Below are 19511 nucleotides of genomic sequence, written 5' to 3' on the forward strand. Positions count from 1 at the left end.
AATATTTCCTAGACCCTATATAGGTCGGACTAACTTTTACTCGATTGAGTGGATGAAATAGTGGTAGGTTCAGTAGGGCGTTTGGTTAAAATGACATGTGCGAATAAACCAATCACAATGCCCCAAAAAACGGAACTTAGGCCTAAAAAATGCATTCCTGAAGCCGTAGCTAAAAAGGTAATGAGTGCGGAATCCCGTTGAGGCTCATCCCTCATAGCAACAGCGATATTGGTTGAAATGGCGCCCAATAAGGCCAATCCAGCCAGTGCTGCAACAAGCTCTTTTGGCAGTAAGCTGAAGAGCAGAACGATACTGCCTGCAAACAGCCCACCTAAAATATAAAAAATGCCGTTGGCAACCCCTGCGATGTAGCGTTTTTCCTTTAACTCATGCGCATCTTTACCCATACAAAGCGCAGCGGTAATCGATGCCAAAACGATGGTAATGCCACCTACACAAGCGACAGCCAATGACGCAATACTGGTGGTCGTGATAATTGGCTTGGCAGGTATGTCATAACCACTGAGTTTCATGATGGCCATGCCCGGTAAAAACTGTCCCGTCAGACTGACTAAAATCAAAGGCAGGGCAAGGTTTAAGGTGGAATGCCAAGTCCATTCTGGAGTGATCAACTGAGGAATAGCAAGTTGGAAATCTAAACTCACCGCATTCATTTCACCAAGCCCAAAGCTCAATGAAACACCAGAAAGAAGTACCCAAAGCATGCTATAACGTGGGGAAATTCGTTTTGCGACTAAAAATACAAACAACATGCTAAATACAATAATTGGCATGCTATTAGTTGCGCTAAATAACCCTAAACCAAACTGAAATAAGATTCCTGCCATCATGCCTGCGGCAACGGATTGAGGAATCCATTTCAACAATTTATCGAAATAACCACTTATACCAATAAGGAAAATTACCACAGCCGAGGTGATGTAGGCAGCAACTGCTTCATTCAGGCTAATATTCGGGAACAGGGTGACCAATAAAGCCGTACCCGGTGCAGACCATGCCGTAATCACAGGGACTTTAAATTTAATGGAAAGGAAGATCCCTGCCACAGCTGCCCCAATCGAAATACCCCAAATCCATGAAATCATCATGGTTGGGGAAACCTGAGCTTGTTGCGCAGCCTGAAAGAAGATAATAAGTGGGCCTGAATAGGAAATCAGCACTGCCAAAAATCCTGCGACAGTGGCTGAAATAGACCAATCTTCTTTCAAGGTTTTAAACAGGGTAGCCATTTATTTGCCTCCATGCAGACACGATCCTGTATATAAAGTTGTTTAGTGATCAATTAGCCTTGATCACCACCGCCGACGGGAACAACTGTACCTGTCATATATGACGAATCATCTGAAGCAAGGAATACAATTGCATTTACTTGTTCCTGAATCGTGCCATAACGGTTCATAAAACTACGATCAATGGTCTGATCGACCACTTGTTGCATCCACGCTTTTTCATTTTCGGAAAGAGGGTTTGCATTGCGTGGTACTTTACGTGGCGGTGCTTCTGTTCCACCTGTAGCAATTGCATTTACTCGGATCCCATCTTTGGCATGTTCAAATGCCAGTGATGCGGTGAGGGCATTGACACCGCCTTTGGATGCTGAATAGGGCACGCGGTTAATTCCGCGAGTTGCTATAGAGGATACATTTACAATCGTACCTTTCTGATTTTTAATCATTTCAGGTAAAACAGCGCGACAACACCATAGCGTTGGAAATAATGAACGATTGACTTCTTTAATGATTTCTTCTTCAGAAAATTCTTCAAAGGGTTTCATCCAAATTGCACCACCGACATTATTGATGAGTACATCAACACGGCCATAGATTTCAAGTGCTTTTGCTACAATGGCTTGTGCGCCTGCGAAAGTTTCAAGATTGGCTTTGACTGTTATAGCATCACCTTGATGTGCTTCAATCTCTGCTAATGTTTCATCTACATAGTCAGATAAATCAGCTAAGACAACTTGTGCACCTTCTTCAGCCACTTGGAGTGCAACCCCACGACCAATGCCTTGAGCGGCACCAGTCACAATCACGACTTTGTTTAAGAATCTTTGATTTGACGCCATTTTTTGAACTCACTTATCATCCAATATAAAGATGAATTTTTAAATTTATACAATTTGGCACGCCTACATCCTAATAGCTGGACATCAGTTACTGGATTAACCTTTGGTTAGATTTACTTTTCTTTTGGGAAAAGTAAGCAGAACCATTGTCATTTGTAGAACTCGTCGAAACCTATGACTTGATATCCTCCTCGCCAAAAAAGCATTTTTACCAAGTAGTCTGGCCTCAAACAATTGCAAATGACATTTTCGCGTACCATCTTTTCTATAACTTAAATATTGGGTGATGTATTAGTTTGCGGAGAATTTTTCAAATAGGAAGTTTGCAGGTTTTACACCTTCACTATCTAACCAACTGCGAACAGCATCGACCATAGGAACAGGGCCACATAGGTAGACATCGACATCACCGCCATTGAGCCATTCATTTTCAATGTGTCCAGTCACATAGCCTTTGCGCTCATGTGCTGAGTCTGGGCTTGCAACCACGGTACGATATTCAAACCATGGAAGTTTGGCTTGAAGTGCATCAAGTTGTTCTAAAGCAACTAAATCAAAATCATTGGTTACACCAAACACTAAACGTACAGGGTGCTCTGAGCCTTTTTCTTCTAACACTTGAAGCATGGACATAAATGGCGCAATTCCCGTTCCGCCAGCAAGCATGACGACAGGGCGAACTACATTACGTAAGTAGAAACTGCCAAATGGACCTGTAAAGGTCATTTTATCGCCTGCTTTGGCGCTATTACTTAAAAAGCTACTCATTTTTCCATTAGGTACGTTGCGCACCACAAAACCTGTTAAACGGTTGCCTGGTTTAGAACTAAATGAATATGAACGTGTTTCTGTGGTATCTGGAATGCCAACATTGACATATTGACCAGCAAGGAAGTGAATATCAGGTTGACCTTCATCAAGTTGAATATCAAAAGTGATGGTTGAGTCTGATAAGTTTTCCACAGCAACTAAAGTGCCTTGGTATTGGTGAATCTCGGTTTTACATACTTCAGATGATGCTTGAATTTGGAATACAGCATCGGATGTTGGGCGGCATTGGCAAGCTAGAATATAGCCTTGCTCAGCTTCTTCAGGGGTGAGTGCATCTTCAATGTAGGTTTCTTCAGGCATGTCATAACTTCCCGATTCACAGAAAGCTCGGCATGTTCCACAGGCACCATCGCGACAATCTAAAGGAATATTAATTTTTTGACGGTAAGCCGCATCAGACAAAGTTTCGCCCTGAGCGACGCTAATAAAACGGGTAACACCATCTTCAAATTGAAGTGCAATATTGTGGTTTGACATGGCTAGAATCCTACTAAAAACTTTGAAACTTGACCTTCAGTCAACATTCCATTTGACTGAAGGGATGACGCTTAAATCAGAGGTGGTAAATATCAATGACTTGATTGATATAGTCATTTTTTAGTACCACGTATTTGCTTAAAATCTGTGGTTGCGCGCCTGAAAAATCGATTTCATAACGTGACATGCCAAAATAGCTGTAGTTGGTTTTGTAACGGAAACTTAAGGTGTTCCAGTTAAAACGAACTGTCACTTTGTCGCCATCACGTGCCATCACTTCAATATTGCTAATATTGTGGCTGGTGCGGGTATCTGGCATGGTTGCAGAAGAGCGTTCGGTTTTAATACGGAACACACGGTCTTCAAGACCTTGACGGTCTGGGTAATAAATTAGTGAAATTTCAGACTGAGGGTCTTCAGTTAAACGGTCATCATCATCCCAAGCAGGCATCCAGAAAGAAGCAGATGGGGCATAACAATTTAACCAGTCATCCCATTGCTCATCATCTAGAAAGCGTGCTTCTTGATAAAGAAACTGCGCAATCTGTTCGAGAGAGCTGCGTTCTAAAGTGGCAGTGGCATTCATGCGATCTCTCCTTGTTCATTCACGAGTGCTTTTTCTGAGGCAATGGCATGTTTCATCGTTTCTAGCCAATATTGATGTTGAGCGAGGTACAGACCTTCATCTTCGGTTTTAATGCCGCTGAGTTTTGGTTTTAACCCAATTTCATTGGCAGCATCATCAGGGCCTTGAATCCAGTGTTTCGAGCCACGACACATGTCGTTCCATTCCAGTTCAATCCCTGCATAACCTGCTTGGCAAGCACGGAATTCTTCAAGATCATCGGGTGTTGCCATGCCTGAAGCATTAAAGAAATCTTCATATTGACGAATACGGCGAGTACGTGCTTCTGGTGCTTCACCTTTCGGGGCGATACAGTAAATGGTCACTTCAGTTTTGTTGACTGCCAGTGGGCGTAAGACACGAATTTGTGAACCAAACTGATCCATCAAATATACATTTGGATATAAGCAAAGATTACGTGAGCGCTCGATCATCCATTTCGACATTGGTGCACCGAATTTCTCGGTATATTCCTCTGCTTTAGGGAAGTTCGGACGGTCTTCTGGGTTTGCCCATTGTGTCCAGAGCAACATGTGACCATTGTCAAAACCGTAAGAGCCACCGCCTTGTTTACCCCATGAACCTGCGCTCATGGCACGGATGTTGTCACCGGCTTCTTTCTCTTTACGCTGTTGTGTGGTCGCTGCATAGTTCCAATGTACGGCAGACACGTGATAACCATCGGCACCATTTTCAGCAGTCAGTTTCCAGTTGCCTTCGTAAGTGTAGGTTGATGAACCACGTAAAACTTCCAAACCTTGCTCAGACTGATCGACAATCATGTCAATGATTTTGGTAGTTTCACCTAAAAATTCTTCCAGTGAAGGTACGTCAGGATTTAAGCTACCAAACAAGAAGCCTTTGTAGTTTTCAAAACGTGCTACTTTTTTCAGATCATGTGAACCTTCTTGATTAAAGCAATCTGAATAACCAGCTTCACTTGGATCTTTTACTTTCAGGAGTTTACCTGAGTTATTAAACGTCCAACCGTGGAATGGGCAGGTGTAAGTTGCCTTGTTGCCACGTTTATGACGGCAAAGTTGTGCACCACGATGTGAACAGGCATTGATCATGGCATTGAGTTCACCATTACGGTTACGCGCAATAATGATTGGCTGGCGTCCCATATACGTGGTGTAGAAGTCATTATTATTTGGAATTTGGCTTTCATGTGCCAAGTACACCCAGTTGCCTTCAAAAATGTATTTCATTTCAAGGTCAAATAAGGCTTGATCAGTAAATACTGAGCGATGCAGTTTAAATTCGCCAGTTTCAAAATCGTCAACAAGCAATTCATCAATACGATCGAGGTGACTGGTGTTAATTACAGGAATACGAGGCATGTCCGTTCTCCGAGGTTCCAAATGTGGGGAACACTCCGAAATGACAGTTGATTTAGATGTCATTTCGGTTCCTAAAATATGGGTTAAGCGCTAGCGCGACGACGATCTACTTCAGTTGAAGGAGCGCCTTGCTGTTCTTTTACTAACTCAATATTGAATGTGATGTGCTTGAACGGTTGATTTAAACCGCGACGAGCAATTTCAGCTTCATCGGTCACATCTACAGCAGTGGCAACTAAACCATCACGGGTTGCAAAGGCAAAGTCATCCCAAAGGTATTGATCACCTTCAATGTTGAACTGAGTAGTGAGCTTGCGATAACCAGGAGCAGAGACAAAGTAATGTACGTGTGAAGGGCGGTTACCATGACGACCTAGCTTATTTAACACCGCTTGAGTCGTGCCATCAGGTGGGCAACCGTAGCCTACAGGCATGGTGGTCTGTGCCACATATTTGCCATCAGCATCCGTTAAAATACTACGACGTAAGTTAAAGTCAGATTGTGATTTATCGAAGAATGAGTAGTTGCCTAAGCTGTTGGCATGCCAAACTTCAACTTTGGCACCTTCAATAATGTTGCCATCAGTATCAGTTACTGTACCTTCAATAAACAAAGTTGGAATTTTGTCAGTTTCAGAACCATCATCCATGCGGGCAAAACCTGTCGATTCAGGTGCACCTGCAACATAGAGTGGACCTTCAATGGTACGTGGCGTACCACCTGTAATGCCTGCTTTGGCATCGGCTTCATCGGCACGAAGATCTAAATAATGTTCTAAGCCTAACCCCGCTGCGAGTAAACCTAATTCATTGGCTTGACCTGCATCGGTAAAATATTCCAGACCTTTCCAAAGTTCAGTTTGACTGATGTCGAGGTCTTCAATGGCTTGGAATAGATCGCCTACTAAACGTACAACAATTTGTTGTACACGTGCATCGACAGGACCAGTTGCAGTGTCGACGTTCATTTCTTTTACGAGGGCATCAATTTGTTGGCGGTTCATACTGTCGCTCCTTAAGTATGTTTGAGTGGCTGGCGCATGTTTGATCTCATCAAAACACTTAGCGGGCCACATTCCTTGTGAATACAGATTTTTTTTACACGTTGGGAAGCTGTCTTCCCATTATTCCTTTGCTTAACGATCATCTTCACGAATAGAAGAGGGATGTCGATTCAGTGGCATCACTTCAATATTCATGTAGGGATAAAGCGGTAAACCCTGCAACAGGTTATGCAACTCTTCATTGCTCTCGACATCAAAAATACTGATGTTGGAGTATTGACCTGTAATACGCCAAATGTGGCGCCATTTGCCTTGCTGTTGCAGTTCTTGTGAATATGCCTTTTCAACCGCTTTAATTTCATTTGCCTGTTCTGCTGGCATATCCTGCGGTAGGTTTACATCCATTCTTACGTGGTAAAGCATGTAGAATTCCTTTAATTACTGACGACGCATACGGTCAATTTTGTCTTCATCAATTTCAATACCCAGTCCAGCTGTGGTCGGTAACATCAGCTCGAAGTTTTGATATTGCAGCGGAGTTTTTAAAATTTCTTCAGTCAGTAACAGTGGACCAAACAGTTCAGTACCGTATGCTAAATTATGAAAGGTGGAAAAGACTTGTGCCGATGCCATGGTGCCAATTGGACCTTCAAGCATTGTGCCACCATAAAGGTCAATTCCTGCCAGTTTGGCAATTTTTCCAACTTCACTGGCCTCAACCAAACCGCCTGATTGCGCGATTTTGACTGCAAAGACTGAAGCTCCATTACGTTTTGCTAAGCGATAGGCACTGTCTGGACCCATTAGCGATTCATCAGCCATGATGGCAATATCAAAGCGACGGGTAAGACGTTGCATAGCATCAATGTTGTCGATAGCACAGGGTTGTTCAATTAAATCAACACCACCATCTTGTAACTGTTGAATGCCTTTAACTGCTTCAAGTTCTGACCAAGCACGATTTACATCTACGCGAATAGAAACATCCGAGCCTAGAGCTTGCTTGATGGCTAAAACATGCTCTACATCTTCTTCCACACGACGCGAACCAATTTTTAACTTGAAGGTATTGTGGCGTTTGCTGGCAATCATCTGCTGTGCTTCAGCAATATCTTTTTCTGTATTGCCAGAAGCCAATACCCAAAGTACTGGGACACTATGTCTTAAACGACCACCAAGTACTTCACTGATGGGTAGACCTAAGCGTTGTGCTTGAATGTCAAATAGAGCGGTTTGAATGGCATTTTTAGCAAAACGGTTGCCATTGATATTGCGTTTGATTGTTTGTATGGTTTGTGCCACATTCAAACCAGATAATGACTTGAGTAATGGCGCAAAATAAGTTTCGATATTGGTTTTGACGCTTTCTGGACTTTCTTCGCCATAGCCTAAGCCACCAATTGTGGTTGCTTCGCCCCAGCCAATAAAGCCATCTTCTGTGGTGACTTTAACCAGAACCAAGGTCTGAGTTTGCATTGTTGCAACCGCCATTTTATGTGGGCGGATCGTCGGTATTTCTACAAGCAACGTTTCAATCGATTTATACATCTTTCGGCTTCGCTATCTTGATTTGTCTAATTCATGTGATATACCTTAAAAGAATGAACCAAACCTGTCGAAGATCATTTTTGCATTTTTTTATATTTAAAAGGTATGAAGTCTTATGGAACTTAGACACCTACGCTATTTTGTAGCGGTTGTAGAAGAACAAAGTTTTACCAAAGCAGCAGAAAAACTGTTTATAGCCCAGCCTCCGCTGAGTCGGCAGATTCAAAACCTTGAAGCTGAGTTGGGAATTCAGTTGTTTGAGCGTGGTAGTCGGCCTTTACAGACCACGCCAGCAGGTCAATTCTTCTATCAGCATGCGGTTAAACTTTTGTCTAATGCTGAAGAAGTGAAGTCGATGACTAAGCGTGTAGGTATGGTCGAACGTACCGTAACTATGGGATTTGTTGGGTCATTGCTCTATGGTTTGTTGCCAAGAATTGTGTATTTATTCCGTCAGCAGCAACCACAGCTTAAAATTGAATTGATCGAAATGAGCACTAAAGACCAAATTCAGGCGCTTAAAGAAGGGCGAATTGATGTTGGTTTTGGACGGTTAAGAATTTCTGATCCTGCAATTCGTCGTGTGTTATTGCGTGAAGAACCTTTAATGGTTGCTGCACATAGCAGTCATCCTTTAGCATCGCAAAAACAAGGGGTATATCTTGCAGATTTAGTTGAAGAAAGTTTGTTCTTATATCCAAGTCATCCTAAACCTAATTTCTCGACCCAAGTCCGTAGCCTATTTTCAGAGTACGGTTTAGAGCCACGTAGTTTGCGAGAAGTCCGCGAAATTCAATTGGCACTGGGCTTAGTGGCAGCAGGGGAAGGAATTTGTATTGTGCCTGAAAGTGCTTGTAGTATTCAGTTTCCTCACTTGAACTACATCCCTTTGCTGGATGATGCTGCCGTTAGTCCAATCTTCCTCGCTATTCGTAGTATGGATGAAAGTGAAGATATCCGCTCGCTATTTGATTGCATTTATCAAGTTTATGATCTTGAAGCAATTAAATATGATCGAGCGGTGCTTTAATTAAACTAAAGTTTTGTTATTCGGACTGATTCAAAAGAAAGCGGGAAATTTCTCGCTGAAATTTGAAAGGTTCATTAATCAAAATAGCGTGGCCTGAGCGTTCAAAAATAACTTGCTTGGCATTTTTAACACTATTCGCGATAATTTTTTGCCCTTGAGATGGATAAAGTATCGAATTTTCCCCAATGAAAAAAGTTGTGGGACAGCTCAATTCTGTTAAAGATTCTCGATAATCTTCATTGTGATATAGATAGTTATTGATATACCACGCTAAATAGTCGAGACGGTGTAAGGGCAAGAGATGTTTTTGTAATTTATCGTATTTTAAGGCGGTGTTCCATAAGATGGGGCTTAAACGATGACCGTTTTGTAATGATATGAATTTGCTCCATATTTTAATAAATTCTTGACGTGAAGCTGGGTCAAGATCTTCTAGACTTTTAATAGGAGGTAAGGCCGAGAAAAACAGTGAAATTTCAGCTAAGAGTTTTTTAAAATTTGAGTGTTGCTGACTGAGCAAACCATACGGCCAATGGCTATCTACTGTAATTTTGGGTGCTTGATCAATATGTAAATAACAATTGATCGATTGTTTAAAATTTCCATATTTCATGCCATGCATAGCTATTGTTGCACCCATTGAGAACGCAATAACTGTGAAGTCTGGATACTTTAATTGTTGGATTAATGCCTCTAAATCACGCCAATGACTAGAAATAGCATCTATTTCAGGTATACGGCAGTGTTTTGAACGACCAAACCCGCGCCAATCTGGAATAATGAATTTAAATTGGTTACTGTTTTGAATTAAAAAAGGTAGCCATTGCCAACTTTGCATGCCTAAACCTGAGAGGACTAAAACAGGTTTGCCCTGACCAAATTCACGAACGTACAATTGTTCTTGATCGGGCATTTGATAGTAAGGCATGGTAATTTCTCTATTTCTTAAGATTGCTCAAATTTTTTCAGGCCTGTAATCATGGTTTCAAGCCATTCAATCCAGCCCACTTCTAAGTTAATGCCTAACTGTAAAATCATTTTATGAATATATAAAGTGCGATTTTCATTTTCTGTAGATGAGAAGTCTTTAGCAAAAATTTGTTGATAAATTTTCAATTTTTCTTGATGCAACATCAAGTGTCTTTCTAACTCAGGTAATACTGTTGCCTGACCAACTTGTGCTTCTGCTCTTAAACGTACCATCAGTTCTTCACGCAGTTGAGCGGGCGGGCTTTGCTTGACCATCCAGTCAGCCAATTCAGTTCGACCCATTTGCTCCACTTGATAGGTTTTTTTTCGGCTATTGGAACTTTCATCTTCAATGGTTGAAATCCAGCCTTTTTGCTGCATGGCACTGAGTTCACGATAAATTTGTTGATGTGTCGCATTCCAAAAGAAACCCATAGAACGGTCAAAACGCCGTGCCAGTTCAATCCCTGTACTTGGTTTTTCCATCAGACTGGTCAACAGAACATGTGCTAAAGACATAAGTTAGCATCAAAAAAATAAGGTACAGATATTATGCAACATGTTGCATAGATTTCAAAATTGGATTATAAATTAGTGCAACAAGTTGCATAAAAGCAAAATTTAGCCAGCACATTGCAAGCCATGGAGGTCTCATGTCCAATTATCCACATTTACTCGCCCCATTAGATTTAGGATTTACTACACTTAAAAACCGTGTACTTATGGGTTCTATGCACGTTGGTCTTGAAGAAGCGCCAGGTGGTTATGACCGTATGGCAGCATTTTATGCAGAGCGGGCAAAAGGCGGTGTTGGACTGATTGTGACGGGCGGTATTTCACCCAATGATCATGGTTTGACTTTTAAAGGGGGTTCTAAGCTCGATACCCGTGAAGAAGCAGAGCACCATAAAGTCATTACGCAGGCAGTCCATGATGCGGGCGGTAAAATTGCACTGCAAATTCTGCACACTGGTCGTTATTCATATCAAAAAGATATTGTTGCACCATCTGCAATTCAAGCACCGATAAACCCAAGTCGTCCTAAGGAATTAAGTTCTGCTGAAGTTCAGCAAACGATTGATGATTTCGTAAACTGTGCCAAGCTTTCGCAATACGCTGGTTATGATGGTGTAGAAATCATGGGTTCAGAAGGTTATTTAATCAATGAGTTTATTGCTGCCAGAACGAACCATCGTGATGATGAATGGGGCGGTAGTTATGAAAAACGTATTCGTTTCCCAATTGAAATTGTAAAGCGTACCCGCGAAGCAGTCGGTGAAAACTTCATTATTATTTACCGTTTATCTATGTTGGATTTGGTTGAAGGCGGTTCAAGCTTAGATGAAGTTATTCACTTAGCCAAAGAAATTGAAAAAGCGGGTGCAACCATTATCAATACAGGTATTGGTTGGCATGAAGCGCGTATTCCGACTATTGCGACTAAAGTGCCTCGTGCGGCATTTACTTGGGTGACTAAAAAATTAAAAGGTAGCGTAATAAACATACCTTTGGTTACTTCTAACCGTATTAACACACCTGAAATGGCAGAGCATGTTTTGGCATCTGGTGATGCTGACATCGTATCGATGGCTCGACCAATGCTGGCGGACCCTGAGTTTGTACTTAAAGCTGAACAAGGGCGTAGTGATGAAATTAATACTTGTATTGGTTGTAACCAAGCCTGTTTAGACCATATTTTCTCGATGAAAATTGCAACTTGTTTAGTGAACCCACGTGCATGTTATGAAACAGAATTAATTTTCAAAGAAGCAGGTCAAGCGAAAAATATCGCTGTGATTGGTGCGGGTCCCGCGGGATTAAGTTTTGCAACTTATGCAGCAGAGCGTGGTCATAACGTCACCATTTTTGAAGCTGCAAACCAAATTGGTGGTCAGTTCAATATTGCGAAAACTGTACCAGGTAAAGAAGAGTTTTATGAAACCTTACGCTACTTCAAGCGTAAAATTGAATTGTTACAACCGAAGATTAAGCTGCAATTGAACCATAAAGCGACTTATGAAGAACTCAGCCAAGCCAACTTTGATGACATTGTGGTCGCTACAGGTGTAACACCACGCGAGTTGAGCTTTGAAGGGATCGATCATCCAAAAGTACTGAGCTACATCGAAGTATTAAGAGAGCGTAAGCCCGTGGGTAAACGCGTCGCGGTGATTGGTGCGGGTGGTATTGGTTTTGATACGGCTGAATACTTGAGCCACGAAGGTGAAAGTGGCAGTTTAAATCCACAGAAATTTTATGATGAATGGGGTATTGATACGCATTACAACGATGTGGGCGGTCTAAAACAACCACAAGTAGAAGCTTCTGAGCGTGAAATTTTCTTGTTGCAACGTAAACCTACATCTGTGGGTGCAGGTTTAGGGAAAACCACAGGCTGGATTCACCGTGCTGGTTTGAAAAACCGTGATGTACAGATGATTGCGGGCGCAAGCTATGAAAAAGTTGATGACCAAGGTCTGCACATCATTGTGAATGATAAATCAATGATTCTAGATGTAGACAATGTGGTGATTTGTGCAGGGCAAGAACCTTTCACTGCAATGTTTGATCAATTAAAAGCTGATGGTAAAGCCGTACACTTAATTGGTGGCGCAAAAGAAGCAGGTGAATTGGATGCGAAACGTGCAATTCGTCAAGGTGCTGAGCTTGCAGCAGTCATTTAAAACCGGGGACCTACGGGTCCTCTTTTCATCAATTAAGGAGAACACAACAATGCAATTAAAACAAACCCAAGATGCATTACATAAATGGCACCACATGGTTGCAACACGTGACATGGAATATTTAAATGAATTGTTAGCAGACAATGTGGTCTTCAGATCTCCTGTTGCTTTTCATCCTTATGAAGGTAAAGCCGTGGTGCAGTTTATTCTGAGCAATGTTATTCAGGTATTCGAAAACTTCACCTATCATCGTGAATTTTTGACGGAAAATGCTCAATCTGTTGTTTTGGAGTTTTCGGCAAATGTCGGGGACAAAAAGTTGAAGGGGATCGATATGATTCAATTCAATGAACAAGGTCAAATTGTTGATTTTGAAGTGATGATCCGACCAAAAAGTGGTTTGGAGGCATTGGCTGCTGAAATGGGACAGCGTATTAAGCAGTTTCAGCCTGCTTAATTTATATTTCTTCATACAATTACTGAGATGAAACAGATGTGGTTAAAACTTTCGACTTTAGCTTTATTGCCTGTGTTGGTGTTCCAAGGAGTAAAAGTTCGCAAGAATACACCACGTCTTTTAGAAGCCAGTGGTGATCGTGAGGGAATAATTGGTCAAGGGCAGCAATTATCCTTATTAATTTTAGGAGACTCGGCTGCAGCAGGAGTTGGAGTAGAATCACAAAGTGAGGCTTTGTCTGGCGCGATTCTTCAAGCATTACAAGATGAATATCAGATTCTCTGGAAACTACATGCAAAGACTGGCGATACGACGGAGCAAGTCATTCGGGCAACGCAGCATTTAGCACCCCAGCAGTATGATGTGGTGGTGACATCGGTCGGTGTGAATGATGTCACCAAATTGATTTCAGTCAAATCTTGGTTGAAGCAACAACAGCTTTTATTTGAGGAAATACAGAATCGGTTTCAGCCGAAATTGATTATTGTTACAGGTGTCCCACCGATGCAGCATTTTCCTGCATTGCCGAATCCATTGGCATGGTTACTGGGTCAATATGCAACTGCAATGAATCACCAATTACAGCAATATTTAGCGCAGAACAGTCGGTTTAAGTTTCTACATTTTGATATGCATGCTTTTCAAACAATGAATTTGCCGATGGCAAGCGATGGTTTTCATCCAAGTAAAGAAATTTATGCCATTTGGGGTCAGCAGATCGCCACATTAGTACAGCAATCTTTTACTCATCATCAATAATGGTAAATCGATATGAGAATATCTACTTTAAATAAAATTAAAGTTCTAGGTTCGGAATGGATTGATTCGGTTATCGGTGCTGAACAACCAAAACTGTACTATAGCCCACAAGGGCAAAGTAAAAAGGTGCTAGAAAAGTTACCTCAGCTTCAACAGAAATATCGTCCAACCCCGTGGTTATCAAACTCACATGCACATTTATTATATTTTGATGTGATTAAGAAGCGAACCATTCAACTTGAGTATGATCGAATTGATCAGTTGACCATGCAAGATGGTGGTGTGACTGCGGTGGCGTGGTATGGTCTAGCTTTACCTCCAGAAACCCCGACGATCATCATTTTGCATACGATTACGGGTAATCTGGCCAGTATGAGAGAGTTGGTTCGAGATCTGCATCAATATACGGGCTGGCGTATTGCTTTGTGTTTGCGCCGTGGGCATGCAGATTTACCTTTACTTGTACCGAAAATGAGTTTGTTTGGTTTTACTTCTGATTTACGGGAGCAAGTCACCTATATTCAGCAACAATTTCCAGATTCACCTTTATATGCCGTAGGTTCATCTGCGGGTACAGGCTTATTGGTTCGTTATTTAGGTGAACAAGGACTTGATACTCCTTTTAAAGCCGCTTTCGCATTATGTCCTGGCTATAACACTGAACTTGGCTTTGTAAACATTCATCCTTTTTATAGTAAGGTCATGACTAAAAAGTTATTCAAGACTTTTATCCAGCCTTATTTAACAACTTGGGAACCTGTGACTTCATTGTCGAAGGTATTAGCGGTAAAAACACTGGCCGAATTTGAGAAAAGTTATTTTGAATTGGCAGGTTATCCCGACTATGCCAGTTATACCCAAGCCATTAATCCCATTCATGTATTTGAAAATATTAAAATACCTTTGATGGTTTTAAATTCTGAGGATGACCCCGTTTGCCATATCAAAAACTTTTATCCTTATAAATCAGTGATTGAAAGAATGGAAAATGTTATTGTTGTGACGACCAAAAAGGGCAGTCACTGTGGTTTTTATGAAGGGATTACGCAAACCCGATCATGGGCTGCAAAATTAATGGCAGATTATTTAAAATTGCATGTAGATTAAAGTTTTGATGGCTTTTTATCGAGCATTAAAAAAACCAGTTCATTTGAACTGGTTTTTTTTTTAAATAAACTTTAAATTATTTATTGTCTAATGCAGGAGTTGCAGCGGCAATTGCAGCAGCGACAGCATCATCTTCAGACTGAGCAGCAGTATTTGGTTTTGGCTGTTGTACAGCTTGAGCTGGTTTCTCTTCAGCTTTAGGTGCTTCAGTTACTTGAGAAGTAGCTGGTTTAGGTGCTTCTTCACGACGAATTTCAATCGTAGTATTTGGAGTTTGCTCACGCACAACTTCAACTTGAGTCGGGATTACAACTTCAGCTTCAGGTTTAGATGCTTCTAAAGGTTGGAACTGCGCTTGTTCAGTTGGTTCAGATGCAGCTTGAGCTGTTTCAGTTTGCTCATCCTTAGGCTCTTCTTTTTTCACACATGCCGTAAGTAATAAACCCATTGCAAGGGCGCCACAAATTAAAAATTTCTTATTCATAATTGCACAAAATAAAGCATAAATAGAGTGCGCGTAGTATAGCAGCAAAATTACAGATGAAAAATCCTGAGATTCCCCACTAAATTTTTATCGGAAATGCTGATAGAATAGCCAATTGTTTATTGATCTATGAATTGCTGCTAATTGACTTTGCTTTCTAGGTGCAGAGTAAAGTAAAATCGCACAACATTGTAGGCCGATTTAGGCTCCATTGTACGAGAAACTTAATGACCCATTTTATTTTCGTTACTGGTGGTGTAGTTTCATCACTAGGTAAAGGTATTTCAGCTGCTTCAGTTGCTGCACTTTTAGAAGCCCGTGGTTTAAAAGTCACCATGGTCAAAATGGATCCATACATTAATGTCGATCCAGGGACGATGAGCCCATTCCAGCATGGTGAAGTTTTTGTCACAGAGGATGGTGCTGAGACTGACTTGGATTTGGGTTATTACGAACGTTTCTTACGTCGTGCGAAAATGACCAAACTCAATAACTTTACTTCTGGTCGTGTTTATCAAGACGTACTCAATAAAGAGCGTCGTGGTGATTACTTAGGTGGTACTGTTCAAGTAATTCCACACATTACAGACAATATTAAAGAACGTGTTCTTCGTGCTGGCGAAGGTTATGACGTTGCCATCGTAGAAATCGGTGGAACTGTAGGTGACATTGAATCTCTCCCATTCATGGAATCTGTACGTCAGTTAATGGTTGAATTAGGCCACAAACGCACAATGCTGATGCATTTAACGTTGTTGCCATATATCAAATCTGCGGCTGAGTTAAAAACCAAACCAACTCAACACTCTGTAAAAGAGCTGTTATCTATTGGTATTCAACCAGATATCTTAATCTGCCGTACTGAATACGATGTAGATGCGGATACGACACGCAAAATCGCATTATTCACCAACGTTGAAGCGCGTGCGGTTGTGGTGTGTAAAGATGCGAAAACGATTTATCAAATTCCTCGCACATTCTATGAGCAAGACGTTGATGATTTAATTTGTGAACGTTTTGGTTTTAATAATTTACCAGAAGCCGATCTTTCAGATTGGGACAATGTAGTAGAAGCATTGTTAAACCCTGAATACACAGTCCGTGTTGCAATGGTGGGTAAATATGTTGAACTTCCAGATGCGTATAAATCTGTAAACGAAGCTCTATTACACGCTGGTATTCAAAATCGCGTTAAAATTCAAATCGATTACGTGAATGCTGAAGACCTTGAAAGCCAAGATGTAGCAACTGCATTGAAAGATGCTGATGCGATTCTTGTGCCGGGTGGTTTTGGTGAACGTGGTACTGAAGGCAAAATGAAAGCAATTCAGTATGCACGTGAAAACAATGTGCCATTCCTTGGTATTTGTTTAGGTATGCAGTTGGCTGTAATTGAGTTTGCTCGTAATGTTGCAGGTATTGCAGATGCGACTTCTACAGAGTTCAACCGTTCAACTAAATCACCATTGATTGGTTTGATTACTGAATGGTTAGATGAGCGTGGTGAAGTACAACAGCGTAGCCTAGAATCTGATCTTGGCGGCACAATGCGTTTAGGTGCACAAAAATCTGAATTGGTTGAAGGTACAAAAACACGTGAAGTGTATGGCAAAGCTGAAATTGTAGAGCGTCACCGTCACCGTTATGAAATGAACAATCGTTTCATTCCAGTACTTGAAGAAGCAGGGATGAAAATTTCGGGCTATTCACCTGTACAGCACTTAGTTGAAACAGTTGAAATTCCTCAACATCCTTGGTTTATTGCTGTACAATTCCACCCGGAATTTACAAGTTCTCCACGTGATGGTCATCCATTATTTGCAGGTTTTATTGGTGCAGCGAAAGCAAAACATCAAAAAGCTTAAGAATAAGGTAGATCTAGGACTAAACTAGGAAAGTTTAAATGTCACAATTAAAACCACAAGAAATTGTACGTTTAGGCGATATACAAATGGCAAACCACTTGCCATTTGTACTATTCGGCGGCATGAACGTATTAGAGTCAAAAGATTTAGCTTTTGAAATTGCAGAAACTTATGTTGATATTTGCAAGCGCTTAGACATTCCCTATGTGTTTAAGGCAAGTTTCGATAAAGCGAATCGTTCGAGCCTAAATTCATTCCGTGGTCCTGGTTTGGAAAAAGGAATTGAATGGTTGGCGGACATTAAAAAGCACTTTAATGTGCCAATCATCACCGATGTACATGAGCCGTACCAAGCTGCGCCAGTGGCTGAAGTTGCAGATATCATTCAGTTGCCTGCTTTCTTAAGTCGTCAAACTGACTTGGTTGAAGCAATGGCAAAAACCGATGCCATTATTAACATCAAGAAAGCACAATTCCTTGCGCCGCACGAAATGCGTCATATTTTGCATAAGTGTTTAGAAGCTGGAAATGACAAGCTTATTCTATGTGAACGCGGTTCTGCATTTGGCTATAACAACCTTGTTGTAGACATGTTGGGCTTCGACATCATGAAAGAAATGAATGTGCCTGTATTCTTTGATGTGACGCATGCATTGCAAACGCCTGGTGGTCGTGCAGATTCAGCGGGCGGTCGCCGTGCGCAAATCACGACATTGGCGCGTGCAGGTATGGCAACAGGTTTGGCTGGTCTGTTCTTGGAAGCACATCCAGATCCTGAAAAAGCCAAATGTGATGGTCCATGTGCACTACGTATGTCGCAGCTTGAGCCGTTCTTAGCACAGCTAAAAGAATTAGATACCTTGGTAAAAGGTTTCGCAAAATTAGATACTCATTGATGCTTTCTAAAGCATCTCGTTATTAATCAACTGAGGAATTATTCATGAGCCAAATCGTTGACATTCGTGCACGTGAAATTTTGGACTCTCGTGGTAACCCAACCATCGAAGCAGACGTTATCCTAGAATCTGGTGTTGTAGGTCGTGCATGTGCACCTTCTGGTGCTTCAACTGGTTCTCGTGAAGCTTTAGAACTTCGTGATGGCGACAAAGCACGCTATTTGGGTAAAGGTGTTAAAAATGCGGTTAACAACGTAAACACTTTAATCCGTGACGCTTTAGTGGGTAAATCAGTATTTGAGCAAAAAGACATCGATAACACGATGATTACGCTTGATGGTACTGAAAACAAAGAAAAACTAGGTGCTAACGCAACTCTAGCTGTTTCTTTGGCTGCTGCACGTGCTGCTGCTACTGAAAAGAAAATTCCTCTTTTCCAATACATCGCAGACTTACGTGGTCAAACGACTTTGAGCATGCCTGTACCAATGATGAACATCATCAATGGTGGTTCACATGCTGACAACAACGTTGATATTCAAGAGTTCATGATTGAGCCAGTTGGCTTTACTTCATTCGCTGAAGCATTACGTGCGGGCGCTGAAATCTTCCATTCTCTAAAATCAGTTTTAAACAAAAAAGGTTTAAACACTGCTGTTGGTGATGAAGGTGGTTTTGCACCGAACTTGCGTTCAAACGAAGAAGCAATTACCGTTATTCTTGAAGCTATTGGTCAAACTGGTTACAAAGCTGGTTCTGATATTATGCTTGCGCTTGACTGTGCATCTTCAGAATTCTACAAAAATGGTCAATATATCCTTGCGGGTGAAGGCAATAAAGCATTCACAAGCAACCAGTTCTCTGACTATTTAGCAGGTCTTGTAAACCAATATCCAATTATCTCAATTGAAGATGGTTTGGACGAGTCTGACTGGGAAGGTTGGTCTTACTTAACGTCTATCCTTGGTGACAAAATCCAATTGGTTGGTGACGATTTATTCGTAACGAATCCTAAGATTTTACAACGTGGTATTGACCAGAAAGTAGGTAATTCTATTCTGATCAAGTACAACCAAATCGGTACATTGACTGAAACTCTTGATGCAATTTACCTTGCGAAAGCAAATGGCTACTCAACTGTAATCTCTCACCGTTCTGGTGAAACTGAAGATTCTACAATTGCGGATCTTGCAGTAGGTACAGCGGCTGGTCAAATCAAGACAGGTTCACTTTGCCGTTCTGACCGTGTTGCAAAATATAACCAATTGCTTCGTATTGAAGAGTTGACTAATGCAATCTATCGCGGTAAAGCTGAGTTCAAAGGTTTGAACTAAGCGATTGAA

At 41.4% G+C, this 19511-nt stretch carries 19 protein-coding genes; 8 read left to right on the forward strand and 11 right to left on the reverse strand.

The window, feature by feature from the left end; genetic code table 11:
* Positions 1-29: 29 nt before the first annotated feature.
* The 8 genes from benE to F4W09_RS09090 all read right to left on the reverse strand — a co-directional run bounded on the left by benE (position 30) and on the right by F4W09_RS09090 (position 7917).
* Positions 30-1250 carry a benzoate/H(+) symporter BenE gene (gene benE / locus F4W09_RS09055; RefSeq protein WP_016167748.1) on the reverse strand — a complete coding sequence of 407 codons (1221 nt, stop codon included), beginning with the start codon at positions 1248-1250 and terminating at the stop codon, positions 30-32.
* Between the two features lie 53 nt (positions 1251-1303).
* On the reverse strand, positions 1304-2089 hold the full coding sequence (benD, locus tag F4W09_RS09060; protein WP_016167749.1) for a benzoate diol dehydrogenase BenD: 786 nt from the start codon (positions 2087-2089) through the stop codon (positions 1304-1306).
* 291 nt (positions 2090-2380) lie between these two features.
* Positions 2381-3397 (reverse strand): benzoate 1,2-dioxygenase electron transfer component BenC, encoded by a 1017-nt coding sequence (gene benC / locus F4W09_RS09065; RefSeq protein ID WP_016167750.1) that lies wholly within the window; start codon positions 3395-3397, stop codon positions 2381-2383.
* A 76-nt stretch (positions 3398-3473) separates the two neighbouring features.
* The gene (benB, locus tag F4W09_RS09070) at positions 3474-3983 is read right to left on the reverse strand and encodes a benzoate 1,2-dioxygenase small subunit (RefSeq protein WP_044738435.1); all 510 of its coding nucleotides are present in this window, start codon (positions 3981-3983) and stop codon (positions 3474-3476) included.
* Complete coding sequence (benA, locus tag F4W09_RS09075; RefSeq protein WP_044738436.1) at positions 3980-5365, reverse strand: benzoate 1,2-dioxygenase large subunit; 1386 nt, start codon at positions 5363-5365, stop codon at positions 3980-3982. The genes benB and benA overlap by 4 nt, the downstream gene beginning before the upstream one ends.
* A gap of 83 nt (positions 5366-5448) precedes the next feature.
* Positions 5449-6369: a catechol 1,2-dioxygenase gene (catA, locus tag F4W09_RS09080; protein ID WP_016167753.1), complete on the reverse strand. Its 921-nt coding sequence runs from the start codon at positions 6367-6369 to the stop codon at positions 5449-5451.
* Positions 6370-6501: 132 nt separating this feature from the next.
* Positions 6502-6792 carry a muconolactone Delta-isomerase gene (gene catC / locus F4W09_RS09085; RefSeq protein ID WP_044738437.1) on the reverse strand — a complete coding sequence of 97 codons (291 nt, stop codon included), beginning with the start codon at positions 6790-6792 and terminating at the stop codon, positions 6502-6504.
* 15 nt (positions 6793-6807) lie between these two features.
* The gene (locus F4W09_RS09090; RefSeq protein ID WP_016167755.1) at positions 6808-7917 is read right to left on the reverse strand and encodes a muconate/chloromuconate family cycloisomerase; all 1110 of its coding nucleotides are present in this window, start codon (positions 7915-7917) and stop codon (positions 6808-6810) included.
* A gap of 115 nt (positions 7918-8032) precedes the next feature.
* Here F4W09_RS09090 and F4W09_RS09095 point away from each other — a divergent pair, with 115 nt between their 5' ends.
* Entirely contained in the window at positions 8033-8947 is a 915-nt protein-coding gene (locus F4W09_RS09095) for a LysR family transcriptional regulator (RefSeq protein ID WP_016167756.1), read from the forward strand.
* A gap of 16 nt (positions 8948-8963) precedes the next feature.
* Here the strand turns inward: F4W09_RS09095 and F4W09_RS09100 are convergent, their stop codons facing one another.
* Both F4W09_RS09100 and F4W09_RS09105 read right to left on the reverse strand, forming a co-directional pair.
* Positions 8964-9875, reverse strand: coding sequence for an alpha/beta fold hydrolase (locus F4W09_RS09100; RefSeq protein ID WP_044738438.1), 912 nt, complete (start codon positions 9873-9875; stop codon positions 8964-8966).
* A 17-nt stretch (positions 9876-9892) separates the two neighbouring features.
* Positions 9893-10435 (reverse strand): PadR family transcriptional regulator, encoded by a 543-nt coding sequence (locus F4W09_RS09105; RefSeq protein WP_016167758.1) that lies wholly within the window; start codon positions 10433-10435, stop codon positions 9893-9895.
* Positions 10436-10569: 134 nt separating this feature from the next.
* On the opposite strand from F4W09_RS09105, the gene F4W09_RS09110 reads away from it, so the two are divergent.
* The 4 genes from F4W09_RS09110 to F4W09_RS09125 are packed head-to-tail and all read left to right on the forward strand — an operon-like array spanning position 10570 to position 14923.
* The gene (locus tag F4W09_RS09110; RefSeq protein ID WP_151504578.1) at positions 10570-12600 is read left to right on the forward strand and encodes an NADPH-dependent 2,4-dienoyl-CoA reductase; all 2031 of its coding nucleotides are present in this window, start codon (positions 10570-10572) and stop codon (positions 12598-12600) included.
* A gap of 49 nt (positions 12601-12649) precedes the next feature.
* Complete coding sequence (locus tag F4W09_RS09115; protein ID WP_151504579.1) at positions 12650-13057, forward strand: nuclear transport factor 2 family protein; 408 nt, start codon at positions 12650-12652, stop codon at positions 13055-13057.
* Between the two features lie 36 nt (positions 13058-13093).
* Positions 13094-13816, forward strand: a complete 723-nt coding sequence (locus F4W09_RS09120; protein WP_151504580.1) for an SGNH/GDSL hydrolase family protein — start codon at positions 13094-13096, stop codon at positions 13814-13816.
* 12 nt (positions 13817-13828) lie between these two features.
* Positions 13829-14923 (forward strand): YheT family hydrolase, encoded by a 1095-nt coding sequence (locus F4W09_RS09125; protein ID WP_151504581.1) that lies wholly within the window; start codon positions 13829-13831, stop codon positions 14921-14923.
* A gap of 76 nt (positions 14924-14999) precedes the next feature.
* Here the strand turns inward: F4W09_RS09125 and F4W09_RS09130 are convergent, their stop codons facing one another.
* A complete protein-coding gene (locus F4W09_RS09130; protein WP_151504582.1) occupies positions 15000-15407 on the reverse strand; it encodes a PspC-like choline-binding domain-containing protein in 408 nt (135 codons plus the stop codon).
* Between the two features lie 227 nt (positions 15408-15634).
* On the opposite strand from F4W09_RS09130, the gene F4W09_RS09135 reads away from it, so the two are divergent.
* Genes F4W09_RS09135 through eno form a run of 3 tightly spaced genes read left to right on the forward strand, consistent with a single transcriptional unit; the run spans position 15635 to position 19502 of the window.
* Entirely contained in the window at positions 15635-17272 is a 1638-nt protein-coding gene (locus tag F4W09_RS09135) for a CTP synthase (protein ID WP_151504583.1), read from the forward strand.
* Positions 17273-17310: 38 nt separating this feature from the next.
* A complete protein-coding gene (kdsA, locus tag F4W09_RS09140; RefSeq protein ID WP_044738444.1) occupies positions 17311-18168 on the forward strand; it encodes a 3-deoxy-8-phosphooctulonate synthase in 858 nt (285 codons plus the stop codon).
* A gap of 44 nt (positions 18169-18212) precedes the next feature.
* Entirely contained in the window at positions 18213-19502 is a 1290-nt protein-coding gene (eno, locus tag F4W09_RS09145) for a phosphopyruvate hydratase (protein ID WP_044738445.1), read from the forward strand.
* The last annotated feature ends 9 nt before the right edge of the window (positions 19503-19511 follow it).

Origin of the sequence: Acinetobacter tandoii, assembly GCF_008867985.1 — a bacterium.
Lineage (GTDB): Bacteria > Pseudomonadota > Gammaproteobacteria > Pseudomonadales > Moraxellaceae > Acinetobacter > Acinetobacter tandoii.